The sequence below is a fragment of the Edwardsiella ictaluri ATCC 33202 genome (assembly GCF_000264785.1).
In the GTDB taxonomy this organism is placed as follows: domain Bacteria; phylum Pseudomonadota; class Gammaproteobacteria; order Enterobacterales; family Enterobacteriaceae; genus Edwardsiella; species Edwardsiella ictaluri.
On record NZ_AFJI01000015.1, the window covers coordinates 1 to 17,094 of the forward strand.

At 55.1% G+C, this 17,094-nt stretch carries 18 protein-coding genes and 2 pseudogenes; 8 read left to right on the plus strand and 12 right to left on the minus strand.

Going from position 1 to position 17,094, the window contains the following annotated elements:
- Positions 1–28 precede the first annotated feature (28 nt).
- A complete protein-coding gene (locus EIEH_RS01405) occupies positions 29–364 on the minus strand; it encodes an HI1450 family dsDNA-mimic protein (protein ID WP_035608473.1) in 336 nt (111 codons plus the stop codon).
- Positions 365–417: 53 nt separating this feature from the next.
- Entirely contained in the window at positions 418–1,878 is a 1,461-nt protein-coding gene (gene cls, locus EIEH_RS01410; protein ID WP_015871011.1) for a cardiolipin synthase, read from the minus strand.
- Between the two features lie 189 nt (positions 1,879–2,067).
- Here cls and EIEH_RS17100 point away from each other — a divergent pair, with 189 nt between their 5' ends.
- From EIEH_RS17100 to EIEH_RS20050, 4 genes and pseudogenes are all read left to right on the plus strand, one after another.
- Positions 2,068–2,244, plus strand: a complete 177-nt coding sequence (locus EIEH_RS17100; protein ID WP_071525666.1) for a YciY family protein — start codon at positions 2,068–2,070, stop codon at positions 2,242–2,244.
- A gap of 869 nt (positions 2,245–3,113) precedes the next feature.
- On the plus strand, positions 3,114–3,779 hold the full coding sequence (gntA, locus tag EIEH_RS17105) for a guanitoxin biosynthesis heme-dependent pre-guanitoxin N-hydroxylase GntA (protein ID WP_015871012.1): 666 nt from the start codon (positions 3,114–3,116) through the stop codon (positions 3,777–3,779).
- Positions 3,780–3,782: 3 nt separating this feature from the next.
- Positions 3,783–4,421 (plus strand): LysE/ArgO family amino acid transporter, encoded by a 639-nt coding sequence (locus tag EIEH_RS17110; RefSeq protein ID WP_015871013.1) that lies wholly within the window; start codon positions 3,783–3,785, stop codon positions 4,419–4,421.
- Between the two features lie 39 nt (positions 4,422–4,460).
- Positions 4,461–4,559, plus strand: a pseudogene (locus EIEH_RS20050) (IS3 family transposase); the annotation flags it as partial.
- A 58-nt stretch (positions 4,560–4,617) separates the two neighbouring features.
- Here EIEH_RS20050 and EIEH_RS01415 read toward each other — a convergent pair.
- The gene (locus tag EIEH_RS01415; RefSeq protein WP_015871014.1) at positions 4,618–5,118 is read right to left on the minus strand and encodes a Dps family protein; all 501 of its coding nucleotides are present in this window, start codon (positions 5,116–5,118) and stop codon (positions 4,618–4,620) included.
- A 466-nt stretch (positions 5,119–5,584) separates the two neighbouring features.
- Between EIEH_RS01415 and EIEH_RS17115 the strand changes: the two are divergent.
- Positions 5,585–6,006: pseudogene (locus EIEH_RS17115) on the plus strand (transposase); the annotation flags it as partial.
- 35 nt (positions 6,007–6,041) lie between these two features.
- On the opposite strand, the gene EIEH_RS01420 reads toward EIEH_RS17115, so the two are convergent.
- The gene (locus EIEH_RS01420; RefSeq protein WP_035608459.1) at positions 6,042–6,338 is read right to left on the minus strand and encodes a YciI family protein; all 297 of its coding nucleotides are present in this window, start codon (positions 6,336–6,338) and stop codon (positions 6,042–6,044) included.
- Positions 6,339–6,614: 276 nt separating this feature from the next.
- Between EIEH_RS01420 and EIEH_RS01425 the strand changes: the two genes are divergently transcribed.
- Positions 6,615–7,466 carry a TonB family protein gene (locus EIEH_RS01425; protein WP_015871017.1) on the plus strand — a complete coding sequence of 284 codons (852 nt, stop codon included), beginning with the start codon at positions 6,615–6,617 and terminating at the stop codon, positions 7,464–7,466.
- Positions 7,467–7,502: 36 nt separating this feature from the next.
- On the opposite strand, the gene yciA is transcribed toward EIEH_RS01425, so the two are convergent.
- Entirely contained in the window at positions 7,503–7,931 is a 429-nt protein-coding gene (gene yciA, locus EIEH_RS01430) for an acyl-CoA thioester hydrolase YciA (RefSeq protein WP_035608463.1), read from the minus strand.
- Positions 7,932–7,995: 64 nt separating this feature from the next.
- Positions 7,996–8,538: a septation protein A gene (locus EIEH_RS01435; protein ID WP_015871018.1), complete on the minus strand. Its 543-nt coding sequence runs from the start codon at positions 8,536–8,538 to the stop codon at positions 7,996–7,998.
- Positions 8,539–8,783: 245 nt separating this feature from the next.
- Here EIEH_RS01435 and EIEH_RS01440 point away from each other — a divergent pair, with 245 nt between their 5' ends.
- Complete coding sequence (locus EIEH_RS01440; protein WP_015871019.1) at positions 8,784–10,532, plus strand: SulP family inorganic anion transporter; 1,749 nt, start codon at positions 8,784–8,786, stop codon at positions 10,530–10,532.
- Between the two features lie 16 nt (positions 10,533–10,548).
- Here the strand turns inward: EIEH_RS01440 and EIEH_RS01445 are convergent, their stop codons facing one another.
- The gene (locus EIEH_RS01445; protein ID WP_015871020.1) at positions 10,549–11,139 is read right to left on the minus strand and encodes a DUF1919 domain-containing protein; all 591 of its coding nucleotides are present in this window, start codon (positions 11,137–11,139) and stop codon (positions 10,549–10,551) included.
- Between the two features lie 67 nt (positions 11,140–11,206).
- Positions 11,207–11,956, minus strand: a complete 750-nt coding sequence (locus EIEH_RS01450) for a YciC family protein (protein WP_015871021.1) — start codon at positions 11,954–11,956, stop codon at positions 11,207–11,209.
- A 567-nt stretch (positions 11,957–12,523) separates the two neighbouring features.
- Between EIEH_RS01450 and ompW the strand changes: the two genes are divergently transcribed.
- On the plus strand, positions 12,524–13,162 hold the full coding sequence (gene ompW, locus EIEH_RS01455) for an outer membrane protein OmpW (protein ID WP_015871022.1): 639 nt from the start codon (positions 12,524–12,526) through the stop codon (positions 13,160–13,162).
- 48 nt (positions 13,163–13,210) lie between these two features.
- On the opposite strand, the gene EIEH_RS01460 is transcribed toward ompW, so the two are convergent.
- The 4 genes from EIEH_RS01460 to trpCF form a co-directional block, all read right to left on the minus strand.
- Positions 13,211–13,525, minus strand: a complete 315-nt coding sequence (locus EIEH_RS01460) for a BON domain-containing protein (RefSeq protein ID WP_015871023.1) — start codon at positions 13,523–13,525, stop codon at positions 13,211–13,213.
- 133 nt (positions 13,526–13,658) lie between these two features.
- Complete coding sequence (gene trpA, locus EIEH_RS01465) at positions 13,659–14,465, minus strand: tryptophan synthase subunit alpha (RefSeq protein ID WP_015871024.1); 807 nt, start codon at positions 14,463–14,465, stop codon at positions 13,659–13,661.
- Positions 14,462–15,655 (minus strand): tryptophan synthase subunit beta, encoded by a 1,194-nt coding sequence (gene trpB, locus EIEH_RS01470; RefSeq protein WP_015871025.1) that lies wholly within the window; start codon positions 15,653–15,655, stop codon positions 14,462–14,464. The genes trpA and trpB overlap by 4 nt, the downstream gene beginning before the upstream one ends.
- A 38-nt stretch (positions 15,656–15,693) precedes the next feature.
- On the minus strand, positions 15,694–17,070 hold the full coding sequence (gene trpCF / locus EIEH_RS01475; protein WP_035608468.1) for a bifunctional indole-3-glycerol-phosphate synthase TrpC/phosphoribosylanthranilate isomerase TrpF: 1,377 nt from the start codon (positions 17,068–17,070) through the stop codon (positions 15,694–15,696).
- Positions 17,071–17,094 lie beyond the last annotated feature (24 nt).

Below are 17,094 nucleotides of genomic sequence, written 5' to 3' on the forward strand. Positions count from 1 at the left end.
GTTTTTTATGGCTCCGAGAGCGGCGGTGCTACTCTTTCCACAGGATATGGCACATTTTATGATCCTTCTCCCGACAGATCAGAATACGGGCGAAGACATCCTCGATATCGTCGCTGTCCGGGTTACCGTTGGTCAGTCCAATCACCACCTCGGCATAGAAATCCGGGTTGAGATCGACCTCAACCTCAACATGCTCCTGCCAGTCCTCAGCCGGATCGAACAGCTCGGCGGCACCGCGCTGCTCAAACTGCAGGTTAAACAGCAGCACATCCGCCGGATCCAGATTGTCCGCCGCCAGCTCCAGGAAAATATCGTAGGCCTGATCCAGGGTCTCTTCTTCGTTCAGGCGGTTGTTTAAATCCATCATGTCAGTATCTCATTGGGGGCCGCAGTCGGGCGTAGGCCGACCGCAGACGGTTACAGCAAAGGGCTGAAAAAGTAAAAGAGGCGTTCGACGACGCGTTGCCACAGTGGGCGTTTTAACCACTCCAGTGGGTCCAGCAGGGAGGAGCGGGCGATATAGTCCTCTTGTACGCAGGCGAGATCGCTGCCGAAGCCGTCGTCGTCGATGACCAGCGTAATTTCGAAATTAAGCCACAGGCTGCGCATATCCAGGTTGACGGTACCGACCAGACTGAGCTGGCCGTCGACCAGCACGCTCTTGGTATGCAACAGGCCGCCTTCAAACTGATAGATTTTAACGCCGGCGGCCAGCATTTCGGTAAAAAAGGCGCGGCTGGCCCAGCCGACCATCATCGAGTCATTCTTTTTCGGCACGATGATTGAGACATCCACACCGCGCTGGGCGGCGGTACAGATGGCATGCAACAGGTCGTCACTGGGAACAAAATAGGGTGTGGTCATCACCAGCTGTTGGCGCGCGGAGTAGACGGCGGTCAACAGTGATTGGTGGATCAGCTCTTCCGGAAAGCCGGGGCCGGAGGCGATCACCTGAATGGTGTGGCCCGACTCTTTTTCAAAGGGGAGAATATTGCATATCGGCTCCGGTGGCAGAATACGTTTACCGGTCTCCATCTCCCAGTCGAAGGCATAGTAGATGCCCATGGTGGTTGCGACCGGCCCCTCCATGCGCGCCATGACATCGATCCACTGGCCGACACCGGCGTCCTGCTTAAAGTAGCGCGGGTCAACCAGGTTCATGCTGCCGGTATAGGCGATAAAGTTGTCGATCAGCACCACTTTGCGGTGCTGACGTAGATCCATACGGCGCAGGAAAACACGCAGCAGGTTGACCTGCAGCGCCTCTACGACCTCAATACCCGCTTCGCGCATCATGGCTGGATAAGGGCTGCGGAAAAATGCCACGCTGCCGGCCGAATCGAGCATCAGGCGGCAACGTATGCCGCGTCTTGCTGCTGCCATCATCGCTTCGGCAACCCGATCGGCCAATCCACCGGGTTGCCAAATATAAAACATCATCTCAATGCTGGTATGCGCCAGCTCAATATCGCGGATCAGGGCATTGAGCGTATCATCGGTAGAGGTCAGCAGCTGTAGCTGGTTACCCTTAACACCGGCGATACCCTGGCGCCGTTCACACAGCTGGAACAGCGGTGCGGCGACCTCGCTGTTGTGGGTGGCAAAAATGCTGCGGCAGCTGCGCAGATCGGCCAACCAGCGTGCGGTGGATGGCCACATCGTACGCGCGCGCTCGGCGCGGCGTTTTCCCAGATGCAGCTCACCAAAGGAGAGATAGGCGATAATGCCGACCAGTGGCAGGATGTAAATGATCAGCAGCCACGCCATGGCAGAGGGAACAGCCCGACGCTTCATCAATATCCGTAACGTGACGCTGGCGATAAGCAGCCAGTAGCCAAAGATCGCCAGCCAGCTGATTACTGTATAAAAAGTGCTCATAACCGCAGGTTGTCCTTGCACAAATCCATCAATTGAGAGTTTACGCACAGATATACAAAGAAGAAACCTTTAGCGGCTAAATATATACAGTTCGTGGCGTGCGGCGCTTTTTATACGATGTGCCTGCCCGGGGGTTGGCTTGTCTCTCAGGGGGGGTATAATCGCAGCGCAATTATCCGGAGGGGTACAATGCGACACAGTCGAAATGAAGTAGGGCGTTGGCGTATGCTGCGCCAGATCCATCGGCGGCGCAGCCGCTGGCTAGAAGGTCAGTCACGCAGAAACCGTCATATTTATTGCATTCGCCGCTTACATAGGATTCAGCATCACCGTTCTTTGCTCTATTCCGTGGCCTACGAGTGGTAGTTATTCAGCCCCGTTTTACGGGGCTGTGATAACTTTATCCGGTGCGTCGTAAATCTGGGCTGGTTAACCGTTTTAGGGCCGCCGTAAAACGGCCAGACGCCAGCGAGAAATGGGGCACAGGACAACGTTCGGTAGCCTCCGGCAAAGCACAAAACCGGTGCTGTCATTGCCAATGATTACCGTGGTGCTCTTCATATCGTCACAACGATAATCAGCAAAAGTTCAGGCAATCTGAGGTTCAACAGCATTGTGATTGTGGGCAGGCATCCGATTGGGTTGTACACATCCCTTTACTGTTTGAGAGATATTGATGTCTCCGGTCCCCGTGTTTTTTGTGCGCCGTTGGCAGTTGACTGACTACCGGGTTACCGGGTTACCGGGTCAGGCGGTTATAAACAGTTGTTCAGGTAAATCACACCGTGAATACCTGAACACAATTCTTGCGCGTAATCATGTCGTCAATATGGCACTATCTCCTGTGTACTATGCGAAATGGCAGAGAAAAGCATGTCCGGTTTAACTTGGCCAATACAGACCTACAGCGCTTGACTTAGTCTATGGTATATAAAAACACCAAAATGGTATAGCGCCGTAAACAGAAGGCTTGTCGTGCGTCAGTGGCTGAAGTAGCCTATCCTGCAGTGACTGTATTTTATATATGTTTAAAACTCCAGATCCCTGTTCATGCTCTTCGTGGAGGCGATGGGAATTGTCCTGTGAGGGGGTTGAGTAAAGCGGCGGCACTGCAGGAGTAATCTATACAGAATCGCTGGGAAATACATATCTGTGTTTATCTTAAGTGAAGTCGTCTATTTTTTTCAAAAATATATATTTACTCTATTGTTATAAACATTAATTAATGGTGGCATATGGAATATGCAATAAAGCAAATAATTAATGATTTTGAATCATTCGTGAAAAGTAAATCATTTTGTTGTATTGGAGCAAGGAGAGCTCAGGCCGAAAATAACTTACTCTATTTCCCATCAATGCATCCGATTGAAGATATAAGTAATGTGTATTTGTTTTTAGAGGATTTTGCATGTAACCAAATAAAAAATAAAAGATTTTATAGTGCTTTTTATAGTGCTGTTGTTTTTTTTGAAAACAAAAAGATTGCATCTGAAGATGATTTTGAAAATTTTCTCTGGGAAGTTCTTAAGGAATTGAATTCGATTGATTCACAAAAATACCAATGGGCCAGTGGATACTCAAGGAATACACGCGATGATAATTTTGCTTTTTCTATAGCAGAAGAAGCTTTTTTTATAGTCGGATTACATCCATTTGCACACAGACTAAGCAGGAACTTTAAGTGTCCAGCCTTGGTCTTTAATCATCATGAGATCTTTTCCGCATTAAGGCTATCTGGTCATTTTGATAAATACAAGGCAGTTATAAGGAAAAATGAAATGCATATTCAGGGGAGTGTTAATAGGCAATTGTCTGATTTCGGAAAAAATCAGAAGCTCCGCAATATGCCAGTGTTAACAAAGATATTTTTATCAAAAATATGGTTTTCAAAGAGGCGTTAAAAAATGACGGGTGGGTTTGCTACTGGTTTTTTCATCAGTTCAGGATTGCTGGTTGCCATTGGCGCACAAAATACTTTTGTTATCCGGCAAGGAGTGAAGAGGGAGTTTGTATTTACCGTTAGCGCAACCTGTTTTATCTGTGATTTTATTCTGATGTGCGTTGGCGTTCTTGGTGTTGGGGAGGTTGTTAATAAGAATGAAATTCTTCTGTCTCTATTAACTGTTGCCGGTGTGTTGTTTCTACTGTGGTATGGTGTAAGGTCTTTAAAGTCCGCATATTATGGTGAGAGCATTTTGATTTCCAATGGTGATGCTGTAAAATCGACATTATCGAAAATAATAATAACTACCGTCAGCTTTAGTCTTTTAAATCCTAATGTTTGGATAGATACGGTCGCAATTGTTGGTGGTGTATCATCAACCATTGATGATACACAAAGAATAAACTATCTTGCTGGCGCATTAACAGCATCATTCATATGGTTCTTTTCTATAGGATATCTTGCGGCATGGTTGTCTAAGATATTCATACGGCCATTGTTTTGGCGAATGGTTGATTTTTTGATTGGGCTTTATATGCTATATATAGCATGGTCATTATTATTGTTTTTAACAAATGATATTTCATTTGTGGCGGCATAGAATCATTAATTCTACGCTGAACATGTTATCTGTATGGATAACGCGCTGGAAGAGCCTATCCACTATTATAAGGGTGAGCGGATAAAACAGAGGTTAGATGGCCTGAGTCCGGTAGAGTACCGGCCCAGGCCATCTTGACAGGCCGGGTATGACTGCCCCAGTTTATGGGCTCAGTCAGTAAAGGATAGGGAGACTATCAGGGCTGGTTACTGCCCAGATAGGCATTCAGCATCCACACCTGTTTTTCCTGCTGTTTGATGTAGTCACTCATCAGTGATACTGTCCCTTCGTCGTCGGCTTCTGTGGCCAGATGCAGAATTTCCCGCTGTTGCTGCAGCAGCAGGGCATAGCCGCCCAATAATCCCTGTAGGGTACCGCGATCGTCGGTGACATTGACATCCTCTTTTACCGTTGCCTGTTGTAGATAGTCGCTGAAAGCGTGGCGTGGCCGGTATCCCAGCGTCAGAATACGCTCGGCCAGCTCATCGACCTTGAGCAACAGATCGTTATAGGTCTCCTCAAACTTGACATGCAGTTCAAAAAATTGTGGTCCACTGATGTTCCAGTGATAGCCTCGCACATTCATATAAAGAATTTGGTAGTTGGCCAGCAGGGCATTGAGGGCATCCGCTAGGACAGCGGACTGTTTTGGATCCAGGCCAATAGAGGTTTTCGCAGGTTTCTTGCTGTTTGCCATGGGCAGACTCTCCTTGAGTGATACGTGGATGCAGACAGGATTGACACCGGGTCAATCGGGGGAACGCGAGTTTTGCCGAATTTTTACCCATCCTGCCAGAGTCGTCGGCAGAGATCCAGTATGGAAAAGGTGCCGCATCCGGATGAAATAGAGAGGTAGATGGAAATAAAAGCAGCGAACGCATTTATCCGAATTATCATGATATTGCGACACGCGAGGAATCAGGGTAGACTGCCCGCCATCACAGCAATGTGACAGAAAAGCACATTTGGCATTTTAATGGAATCTCCATGTAGCCCCGCTAAGTGCGCTTCTCTGAGGTAAGGAAAAGCCCGCGAAAGCGGGCTTTTTTCTTGCCTTTAACCCGTTCTGAATAGCGTTGACAGGTTCCTGACTAAAATCTGGAGAACGTGATGATGACTGAGTTCAAACGTACCCAACGTGATTATCCTCTATCCTTTACTGTTCCAGAAGAGTTATGGGTTATCATGTGGGGGAACATCTGCAGAGTGAAAATGTGGTGAAAGCGTTCAGGCAGGCACTGAGGCGGAGAAAAACGACAGGCCCTCTGGTACATCACTCGGACAGCGGAGTGCAATACTGTTCAGCGCTTTATCAGTCAATACATGAAAGAAACGGGGTAATTGGTTCAAGGACCGATGGTTATGACTGTTACCAGAATGCGTTGGCTGAGCGGATAAACGGTATTCTGAAAAATGCGTTTTTACTCTCAGGCCCAGCGGATCTTGCGCAGGCCAGAACAATGGTAAAAGAATCTGTAGATATTTATAACCATGAGCGGCCACATCTGGCCCTGAAATAGAAAACGCCCGATGATGTTCATCAGGCGTTTACAGATAAAAAACTGTCAACCTATATCAGGACTAGTCACTTTTTTCAGCGCTGAATGCTGCGATACAGTGCTAGAACACCTGTTTGTAGGGGGTTACGCTGACTTGACGGTAGACCCCGGCGGCAACGTAAGGATCATTTCCCGCCCATGCCTGAGCCTGGCTCAGCGATTCAAATTCGGCGATCACCGCCGAGCCGGTGAACCCCGCGGCGCCGGGATCGCTGCTGTCGATGCTGGGCAGGGGACCGGCCGTTAGCAGACGCCCCTGATCGCGCAGCGTCTGTAGCCTGGCCAGATGGGCCGGACGTGCCGCCAAGCGCTGTTGCAGTGTATCTGGTGCATCCTGGGAATAAATCAGGTACAACATATTCTCCTCCTTTAATATTTATTCGCTCCAACCGAGGGTATTGTGCGCGGAGAGGGGCGCAGATGCAGTGTCTGGGGAAAATGCGCCGCTGTCTCGGCCAATACGTTAAGGTATTGTTGCCATAGGCGCAATATCCGTACCGCTGGCGCAGAGGATAATCCGCGCGGCCGCACAGTTTTATACCCTCTGACAGTTCCCAGTTGAATATGATTGCTATTTGCATTTAAAATTGACAACAACACGCGATGCCCATTTACCCATTGAGTTACCAATACCTTGTCGGCTGATAAATTAACCCTGAAGCAATTTTTCCTGGCTCGTCGTCTTTCTTGGCCGATGACGCTATCGGTATCCCTACATGCCTCGCTGATTGCCGGACTGCTGTATGCCTCCTACCATGAGATCCGTCCACAGCCTGCCGGTGATGCGGGGCAGATCCAGGCGATAATGGTCAATCCAGCCATGTTTTCCGTCGCTGGTGGCGCGGCGAGCGTGGCGCCACCGGCGGCGGCACCTCCTGCGACGCAGGGGACTGGATTGGCGCAGGCAGCGCTGCCGAGCGTCCCCGTCCCCCAAGAGTATAAGGAGAAAGATGCGCCGTCGCCCGAGAGACAGCAACCGAGACCAAACGAAAGGACGCCGCCTCGCAAACGGGAGGTGAAACCGGCGCCGCCGAAGGCGCAACCGCCGGTACAGACGCGGCAGGCGACGGTGGCCAAGGTGGAATCGCCGATGCCGCATGCAGCGATGATGCCGGACAAGGTACAAGGCGCAGCGTCAAAGGTGACAGCGGAGAGTGCTACGGGGACTTTACTAAACGCAGCACCGCAGGCAGCCGCCGGTCGTTCGGTGGCTGTGGGCGCACCTCAAGCCGTCAGTCGTCCTGAGCCGGCCTATCCCCAGCGTGCGCTGGCGCTGCATATTGAGGGGCGAGTGAAGCTGCGTTTTGACGTCGATAGTGAGGGGCGCGTCGGCAATGTCAGTATCCTGTCGGCCGAGCCGCCCGGGGTATTTGAGCGGGAGGTCAAGCGCGCCGCCCGCCGTTGGCGTTACCAGCCTGGACGCCCGGGGCAGAATGTTCAGGTGACTGTCTATTTTCGGATCGATGGCCGGGCGGCCGTCGAATGAGGGCTAGCCGGGCCCGTGATGGCCCGGCTTAGGGTCTTATTGTGCAGCGTCGTTACGGAAGTTGACTTTCCCAGCTGGCAGCGAACGGGATTTATTCGCGTCGTTTACCGCAACATAGGTAAACACCGCCTCGGTAACGCATTCGCGCTGTCCAATCGGCTCGGAGGCGACCTTTTTCACCCAGACCTCAATGTTTACGGTGATGGAGCTGCGACCGGTGCGAATGCAGTGGGCATAGCAGCACACTACATCGCCAACTGCCACCGGCTTAAGAAAGGTTATTGCGTTCACTGCCACGGTAACCACGCGTCCCTCTGCGATCTCCTTTGCCAGGATCGCGCCGCCAATATCCATTTGTGACATGATCCAACCGCCGAAGATATCACCATTAGCGTTGGTGTCGGCCGGCATAGCCAGAGTACGCAGAACAAGTTCACCTGCAGGTAAACGAAGTTTTTCGCTCATAGTAAATGTCAGTCTTGATGTCTCTGTGTCAAAAGAAACGCCGGTCAAAGGCCGGCGCACAGTCTTATGAATGCTTTTGTTCTTCGGACATATTGCGGTAAATATAAATTCCGCTCAGTAGCGTGAAAACCAGCGTTAGCGCCGTCAGCCCAAAGACCTTAAAGTCGACCCATACGCTTTGCGGCAGCCAGAAGGCGACATAGATGTTGGCCAGGCCACAGCCTAGGAAAAACAGCGCCCACGCCGCATTCAGACGGGACCATACGCTGTCCGGCAGTTGCAGCTCTTTCCCTAACATACGCTGGATCAGTGGCTTCTTCAGTACCACCTGGCTGATTAGCAGCGCCAGGGCAAACAGCGTATAGATAACGGTCACCTTCCATTTGATAAACAGATCATTATGGAAAACCAGTGTCAGGGTGCCAAAAATAGCCACCATAATAAAGGTGATCAGGGTCATTTTCTCTACCCGACGGTATTTCAGCCAGGTTAACACCAGCGCAACGGCGGTCGCGGCGACCAGTGCGCCGGAGGCAACATAGATGTCATACAGTTTGTAACAGACAAAAAATACTACCAGGGGTAAAAAATCTAACAATTGTTTCATTCGGCAGTCCATCCTTTCATCGATCGGGCGACTATACCTGATTCGGCACGGCGGCGGTATCTTTGTCGCTGCCGGGCCGTACGATCATGCCCGTTGATTATCTGTTATCCTGCATTATGCCGCCGTATTTCTCCCAGCTTTATTTTTTTGCAAAAAATTACACGTGAGCCCACACACCTGCCGACTTGACCAAGTGCGTCAGCCTATCCATGATGGAGATGGGCGCCTCTTAGGATTACGACGTTATGCAATGTGATTTTCTGCGCCGCGGGATGCCGGGGTTGTACCAACTGACGAAATACCGGCGGGAGTGGCTGGCCGACGATCTGCGCGCCGGGCTATCGGTTGCCGCCGTTGCACTGCCGACGGCGTTGGCCTATGCCGATCTGGTCGGGGTAACGGCGGTGGTGGGGATTTACTCCTGTATCCTGCCGATGATTGCCTATGCGCTGTTTGGCTCCTCACGCCAGGTGATCGTCGGGCCAGATGCGGCCACCTGTGCGGTGATTGCTGCTGTAGTGACTCCGCTGGCGGCAGGCGATCCGCAGCGGCTGTGGCAGCTGTGCGTTATGATGACCCTGATGACCGGCCTGTGGTGCCTTGTCGCCAGCCGCTTTCGCCTTGGCGCGCTGGCGGATCTTCTGTCACGGCCCATTCTGACCGGTTTGCTCAATGGTCTGGCTATCACCATCATGATCGATCAGCTGGCGAAGATGCTGGGCTACCAGCCCGCCTCGCGCGAGGTGATTGAACGCATTCTCTCGCTGCCCCACGACCTGCTCTCCAGCCATTGGCCGACACTGCTTCTGTCGCTGCTGACCCTGCTGGTCCTGCTGGGGCTGCGCCGTCTGCGTCCCGGCTGGCCAGCGGCGTTACTGGTGATCATCCTCGCCATGCTGCTGGTTTGGCTGGGGGGGCTGCAGCGCTTTGGCATTCAAACGATTAGCGGTCTTGACGGTACGCTGCCGGTGGTACAGTGGCCTAATTTTCAGCCTGCGCTGCTGCGTGATCTGGTGATGCCATCCCTGAACCTGGCACTGATAAGTTTTGTCAGCCTGATGCTGACGGCGCGCAGCTTTGCCTCTAAAAATGGCTATGAAGTTAACCCAGACGCGGAGTTCCGCGCGCTGGGTGTTGCCAATATCGTGTCGGCGCTTTCGCAGGGGTTCGCCATCAGCGGCGCCAGCTCCCGTACCGCGGTCAACGATGCCAACGGCGGTAAAAGTCAGCTGGTCTCCATCGTGGCCGCGCTGTCTATCGCGGCGGTGCTGCTGCTGTTGGGGAACTTGCTGCGCTATATTCCGGTGGCTGTGCTCGGCGTGGTATTGGTGTACGCTTCCTGGCTGCTGCTGGATATCCGCTCTTTGGTGAGCCTGCGTAAACACAATCCATCGGCCTTTCGTCTGGCGCTGTTTACCTTTGCCAGCGTGCTGTTGGTGGGGGTTATGCCAGGGATTGGGTTGGCCGTACTGCTGGGACTGCTGCAGTTTTTCCGTACGGTGTTCCGTCCCAGCGAACAACTGCTGGGGGTGAATGAGGAGGGAATGATCCACTCGCTCGGCAACGGTAATCAGGTGCGGGCGGTTGAGGGGGTGCTGATCTACCGATTTAACTCGCCGCTGACCTATTTCAATATCGCCTATTTTAAGCGCCGGGTCCTGAATCTGGTCGACGGAATGCCGTTTCAGCCGGAGTGGGTGGTGATCGATGCGGTATCCTGCTTTACCTACCCCGACATTAGCGTGTTGGCGGGGATCGATGAACTGAAGCGCGACCTGCGCCAGCGGCGGGTTCATCTGGTGCTGGCCGGGCGTAAAACCGACCTAAAGCGCTGGTTTGGCCGCAGTCGGGCCACTGGGGAAGAGAAGGGGCTGCTATTTGTCGCCGATCTGTATCTGGCGCTGAAGCTGATCCAAAGCAGTCGGTGTGCCCATGCCGATGGTGTGGACGGATCCCCGGGAGCCGCTCAGAACGGTACGGTTGCGCCTCGCTGACGTCCCCGGTTAACCATCACTTATATAGAGAAATGTATTTTCTATAGTAGACAAATCTGTTATTGAACAGCTGCTCTCCGGTGAGCAGGTCGCCATCTTTATCCTTCAGACGTTTGTCGCAGCTGGTCTTTTCAAAGCTGATTTTCCGTGGGAAGCGCAGCGCGTTGAATGCGTTAACATGCTGTTTTTCTCCATCTCTTTCGCACATCTTAAAGATGACGTCATCGACTCCCCGTGCTGCGATATACCTTACCAGCCGGGCCATCCGGTCATTCCATTTACGGATGGCCTGCTCTTCACTCTGGTAATGCATAAAGTAAATCGTAATCTCCTGTATCTGGGCAACCGGAAAGGGCATGTCACTTTTAATAAAGCTGTCTTTATTGATTGTACAGCCAATGTAGCGGCTCAAGTTAGCGCACATTTTAATAAAATCGGCCGGGACAATATACAGCCCGATAAATGGCGTATTGTACGGTTTCTTGGCTATTTTATACGCATGAAATCCCCAGCAGTTATTCGATATAATTGCGAAATCTTTATTGCGTAATATGATTTTGTCTAGAATGTCGGTAATTCTGTATTTGATGATGAGTCGGCTCAGCATGGTTGTCTCCTACGCGGGTGAATCGGGCGCGCGGCGGTCTGTCTGCGGGATTGCGGGGGTCTACCGATCAGGCAGGGGCCCGCAGCAGCATATACAGACGGGAGAGATAGATAATCAGACCGGCGGAGATCAGGTTACTCAGGGTTCCCATGATGACCATGCCCAGGCTGGGATGCAGCGCCGCCAGCGTATCGACCAACAGCAATAGAACCAGCTTCATCAGCATCCACAGCAGAATTGCCGGGCTGATGAGCCGTACGTTGGCGAAGGAGAGCCGAAAGCTGCTGCGAATGGTGGCGATTACGCCACAGTGTTCTGTGGTCATGATCATCGGAGATAGGGCCAGACCGACGGTCAGAATGATCCCCGGCAAGATAAACAGCGTAATACCCAGTTGAACCATCAGGGTACACAGCAGCATCAGCAGCAGCAGACGTGGCAGCATGGGCGCAGAGAGGCCGATGGCGCGCAGCGCGCTGAGGCGTATGCCGCTGGACGCCTGCGGGATCAGCATCAGCATGCCCCCCAGCAGCAGCACATTACCGATCAGTACCGAAAAGCTGGAGGCCGCCGAGACTTTCAGCAGCGTCATTTGCTGCTCCGGTGTCATCTGACGGATCATCTCCTGCAGACCTCGGGCGGCGCTGATGCTGTCACCGCTGCTCAGCTGGCTGATCGCCTGTGCACCGGGGCTGAGAGCCTGGTTCAGCATCACGCTGATAAAGGCGGTCAGCAGTGCCAGCAGGACGATGGGCGTCAGCTGGTGGCGGAAAAAGTTAACGCTGTCACGGTAAAGGCTCCGGGCCGTGATGGGCATGCATAGCTCCTTGGCATGTCGGCGGGCGGCAGTGGCTGCCCGGGGTGAAAAGAGATCTGCGGCGATTGTACCCCGTTAGCGGTCGCTGTGGCACCCCGCAATCGGCCAGGTGGTGATTTCTTCTGCGCTCCGTGTGTTTTCTGCTGTGTAACGTGGTGATGTAATGGGGATATCCACCACAGGCGGTATAGGTCCGATTACGCCGCTCCTTACCCTTTGTGCGGGGAATCCCCTACGGGCATTCTTATTCGCTACGCTGATCCTCGGGCTGCACGGACTGTCTGTATAGATTGCAGCTTTGCCGTGCCCACCGCGTTGAGGTTAGCGTCTGCGCTAAGCGCTGGATGCCGTGCCGTCAAGGTGGAGCGAAAGGCATTCTCTCAATTCAATATGATCGTGATTTATTGATGCGCATCAATTTTTACCGTTTGGCATCAAGCCAAGAAACAGATTGAATATCATTTAGTTTTGTTTGTATGTAAAAGATGTGATCTCGAATGAATCAATAATCATCCAACATGGTTATATTGCAAGTGAACGATAACCATATAAAGGAAAGGGATGATGATGAAAAAGTGTAGCGTTGCGCTGTGTCTGGCCGCCGTATTGGCGCCTGCGGCGGCATCGGCTCATCAGGCCGGTGATGTGATTGTCCGCGCCGGCGCGGCCACCGTGCGTCCGACCACCAGCTCTGATAATGTGCTGGGGCTGGGCGGGTTTAACGTGGACAACAATACCCAGCTGGGGCTGACCTTCGGCTACATGGCAACGGATAACATCGGCATTGAGCTGCTGGCGGCAACGCCGTTCCGCCACAAGGTCTCGCTGGGGGGGCTGGGAAATATTGCGACCGTGCATCAGCTGCCGCCCACCCTGATGGCCCAGTGGTACTTTGGCCGTGCGGAAGACAAGCTGCGCCCCTATCTGGGGGTCGGGGTGAATTACACCACCTTCTTCAACAACAGCTTCGATCAGAATGCGACGTCGCTGGGGCTGCACGATCTGAAGGCGACAGACTCCTGGGGCGTTGCCGGGCAGGCCGGGCTCGACTATATGGTCAGCGAAAACTGGATGATCAACGCCTCGGTGTGGTACATCAGCATTGATACCAAGGTGAAGTTCCGCGATAGCTCGGATAGCCAGCACAGCATAAATACCAACATTAATCCGTGGGTATTTATGTTCGGCGCCGGCTATCGTTTCTGATCGGCAACAGCGGTAGAGAGGCTGCCCCGGGCGGGCAGCCTGAACGTGTTATTTAATACGCATATCGTTTTCGACCGAGCGGACGCCCTTAATGCCCCGGGCAACCTCTACCGCCCGCTGGGCATCGGCCCGGGAGGAGACAAATCCGCTCAGCTGCACCCGTCCTTTGTAGGTCTCTACGCTGATCTCTGTAGATTTAATACTCTTGGCATTGAGCAGCGCGCTTTTCACCTTGGTGGTGACCACGGTGTCATCAATGTAGTTACCGGTACTCTCCTGGGTGGTGGAGCCGGCGCAGCCCGCCAGTGAAGCCGCCAGAATAGCGGCCAGTCCTAATACCTGGATCTGTTTCGACCATTTCATGCTTTTCTCCTTATGCAGTGACGCGCAAGGACAGCCGCCATGAACGGTGTCCCGCTCTATGAATAATCATATCAATAGGTCAGCAGAGGGCAAGTCAAAATCCGCGGCGGGGAGAGCGGCCGCCGCGGAGGCATCAGGCGCGGGTTGCGGCCTTCATGGTTTGGATGAACGCGCGCAGCTGCTGCAGCATCTGGGGCGGGGTATCCAGATGGCGAGCGATCAGGTCGACCACTGCCGAGCCGGAAATGGCGCCCGCGGCGCCACCGTCCAGCGCGCTGCGTACCTGATCGGGTGTCTGAATCCCGAATCCCTGTAGCGTCGGCGCGGCACCCAGCGCTGCCAGCCGCGTCGTGAGATGGCGCAGTGGCGGCAGGCAGGGGCGATCGCTGCCGGTGACCCCGGCGCGTGACAGCAGGTAAACGTACCCCTGACTGCGCGCGGCCAGTTGCTGCAGCAGTACATCATCGGCGTTGGGCGGACACAGGTAGATCGGCGCGACCCCGTACCGCTGCGCCGCCGCGTGGAAGGGGGCGGACTCCTCCAGCGGGACATCGGCAATCAAGACCGAGTCAATGCCGGCCTGGGCACAGCGCCGGTAAAAGGTGTCGATCCCTGGATTAACCACCAGGTTAGCGTACATCAGCAGTCCAATGGGCAACTGGGGATATTTTTCCCGCAGGGTAGCCAGCAGCGTAAAGCAACGCTCGGGGGTGACGCCCGCCTGCAGGGCGCGCAGAGTCGCACTCTGGATCACCGGGCCGTCGGCCAGCGGGTCGGAGAAGGGGATCCCCAGCTCCAGCGCATCGGCGCCGGACTCCACCAGCGCGTCGATAATTTGCAGCGACAGCGACGGCGTAGGGTCGCCCAGTGTGACGAAGGGGACCAGCGCGCCTTCCTGGCGGCGCTGTAGATGGGTAAATAGCGTCTGGTAGCGTGTCATTGTATTTCTCCCCGGGACTGCAGAATGTCGTGAACGGTAAAAATATCCTTGTCACCGCGCCCGGAAAGATTCACCACCAGCAGCTGCTCTTTTTCTGGCTGCTGATGAATGAGCTTCAGGGCGTGGGCCAACGCATGGGCGGACTCTAACGCCGGAATAATGCCCTCCTGGCGCGAGAGCTGCATAAAGGCGGCCAACGCTTCGTCGTCGGTCGCGGAGACATAGTCGGCCCGGCCAATGCTGTTCAGGTGGGCGTGCTGGGGGCCTACCGAGGGAAAATCCAGCCCGGCGGAAAGGGAGTAGGACTCCTCAATCTGCCCCTCGGCGGTCTGCATCATGGGAGAGCGCATGCCGAAGTAAATGCCAACGCGGCCGTGACTGAGCGGCGCGCCGTGCTGCCCGGTCTCAATGCCCAGCCCAGCCGGTTCGACGCCGATAAGCTGAACCGACGCATCATCGATAAAGTCGGCGAACATCCCGATGGCGTTGGAGCCGCCGCCGACGCAGGCCAATACCGCATCGGGCAGGCGGCCTTCGGCCTGCAGGATCTGACGGCGCGTCTCCGCGCCGATCATCCGCTGAAATTCGCGCACGATGGTCGGATAGGGATGGGGGCCGGCGGCGGTGCCCAACAGATAGTGGGCCTGGTCATAGTTGGCGGACCAGTCGCGCAGCGCCTCATTGCAGGCATCTTTTAGGGTGGCCGAGCCGCTGTGCACCGGGATCACCTCGGCGCCCATCAGCCGCATACGGAACACATTGGGAGACTGGCGGGCAACGTCTTTGGCCCCCATGTAGACCCGGCATTTCAGACCCAGCAAGGCACAGGCCAGCGCCGTTGCGACGCCGTGCTGACCCGCGCCGGTTTCCGCGATGATCTCGGTCTTACCCATGCGCCTGGCCAGCAGCGCCTGGCCAAGTACCTGATTGGTTTTGTGCGCGCCGCCGTGCAGCAGATCCTCACGCTTTAGGTACAGGCGGGTGCGGGTACCGGCGGTGAGATTGCGGCAGAGGGTCAACGCCGTCGGTCGCCCGGCATAGTTGTGCAGCAGGTCATTGAACTGGGTCTGAAAGGTGGGATCGTCGCGGGCGTCGACGAAGGCGGCCTCCAGCTGGTTCAGGGCCGGGATCAGAATTTGCGGCACAAACCTGCCGCCAAATTCGCCGAAATAGGGATTCAGTAAGCTCATGTCATCTTCCTGTCAGTCATAAAAACGGTGGTAGCGTCTCAGGCGAGCAGCGCCTGGAAGGCCGCACGGAGTTTGCCGGGGTCTTTACGCCCGGGAGAGGACTCCACGGCGGAGTTAAAATCGAGACCCAGCGCGCCGAGGTCAGCCGCTGCGCGGCAGTTATCGGCGCCGATCCCCCCGGCCAGCATGATGTTGCCCAGGGGATGTCCGTCCAGCAGGCGCCAGTCAAAGGGGCGTCCGCTGCCGGGGCGGGCGCCGTCAAGCAGGTAGCGATCGACGTGACGCAGGCGCTCTGTGGGCAGGGCATCGCTGACCGGCAGCGCCTTCCAGATCCGACAGGCCGCCGGTAACAGCGGACGCAGGCTATCAATGTAGGCCTGATCTTCGCTGCCGTGCAGTTGAACGGCGTGCAGAGCCAGGCGTTCTGCGGCCAGCGCAACGCTGGCGGGCTTGGCATCGCGAAAGACCCCGACGTACCGCAGCGGGGCGGCCGAGATAATGCCGCGGGCGGTGGCGATATCGACGTAGCGCGGCGAGTCGGCCACGAAGATCAGGCCGCCGTAGACGGCGCCGGCGCACAGCGCGCTGACCGCGTCCTCAGGGCGGGTCAGGCCGCAGACCTTATTGTCGCCAAAGCGCAGACGACAGACGGCGCTGCGCAGATCGGGCTGGGACATCAGCGCGCTGCCGATCAGAAAGCCCTGCACCAGGCGGCCCAGATCGCGGACTTGGGCGTGGCTGCGGATACCGGACTCGGCGATAAGTGTCGCGCCCGGCGGTGCCAGCGCCGCGAGATGCCGGGTGCGCCCGGGATCGACGCTGAGATCGTGTAGATTACGGTTATTGATGCCGATCGCCCTGGCGCCCAGCGCGACGGCGCGTGCCATTTCGGTGGGGGTACTGACCTCGGTGAGGATCCCCATATTCAGCGTCGTAGCCACGGCGGCCAGCTGACGATACTGCGTATCGTCCAGTACGGAGAGCATCAACAGGATGGCATCGGCGCGGTAGTGGCGCGCCAGATAGACCTGGTAAGGCGAGAGGATAAAGTCTTTACACAGTACCGGTTGCGTGACAATGTCACTTACCGTGCGCAGAAAGCGGAAGTCACCCTGAAAATAGTCACCGTCGGTTAAGACCGAGATGGCGGCGGCATGATCGCGATATACCCGTGCGATAGCCTGTGGATCAAAGTCCGCCCGGATCAGCCCGCGCGATGGCGATGCTTTTTTACACTCCAGGATCAGCGCGCGTGGCGTCCCGCTGAGCGCCCGGTGAAAGTCGCGCTCGCTGCGCTGCAGGGTTGGTTGAAAGCCTGACAGCGGCTGTTGCCGTTCACGGGCGGCGATCCAGCGCCGTTTATCGGCGATGATGCGGCTCAGCAGGCTGGCGGGCAATGGTGAGGGTTGCGTCATGATAGGCTCCTTGCGCTGTGTGTG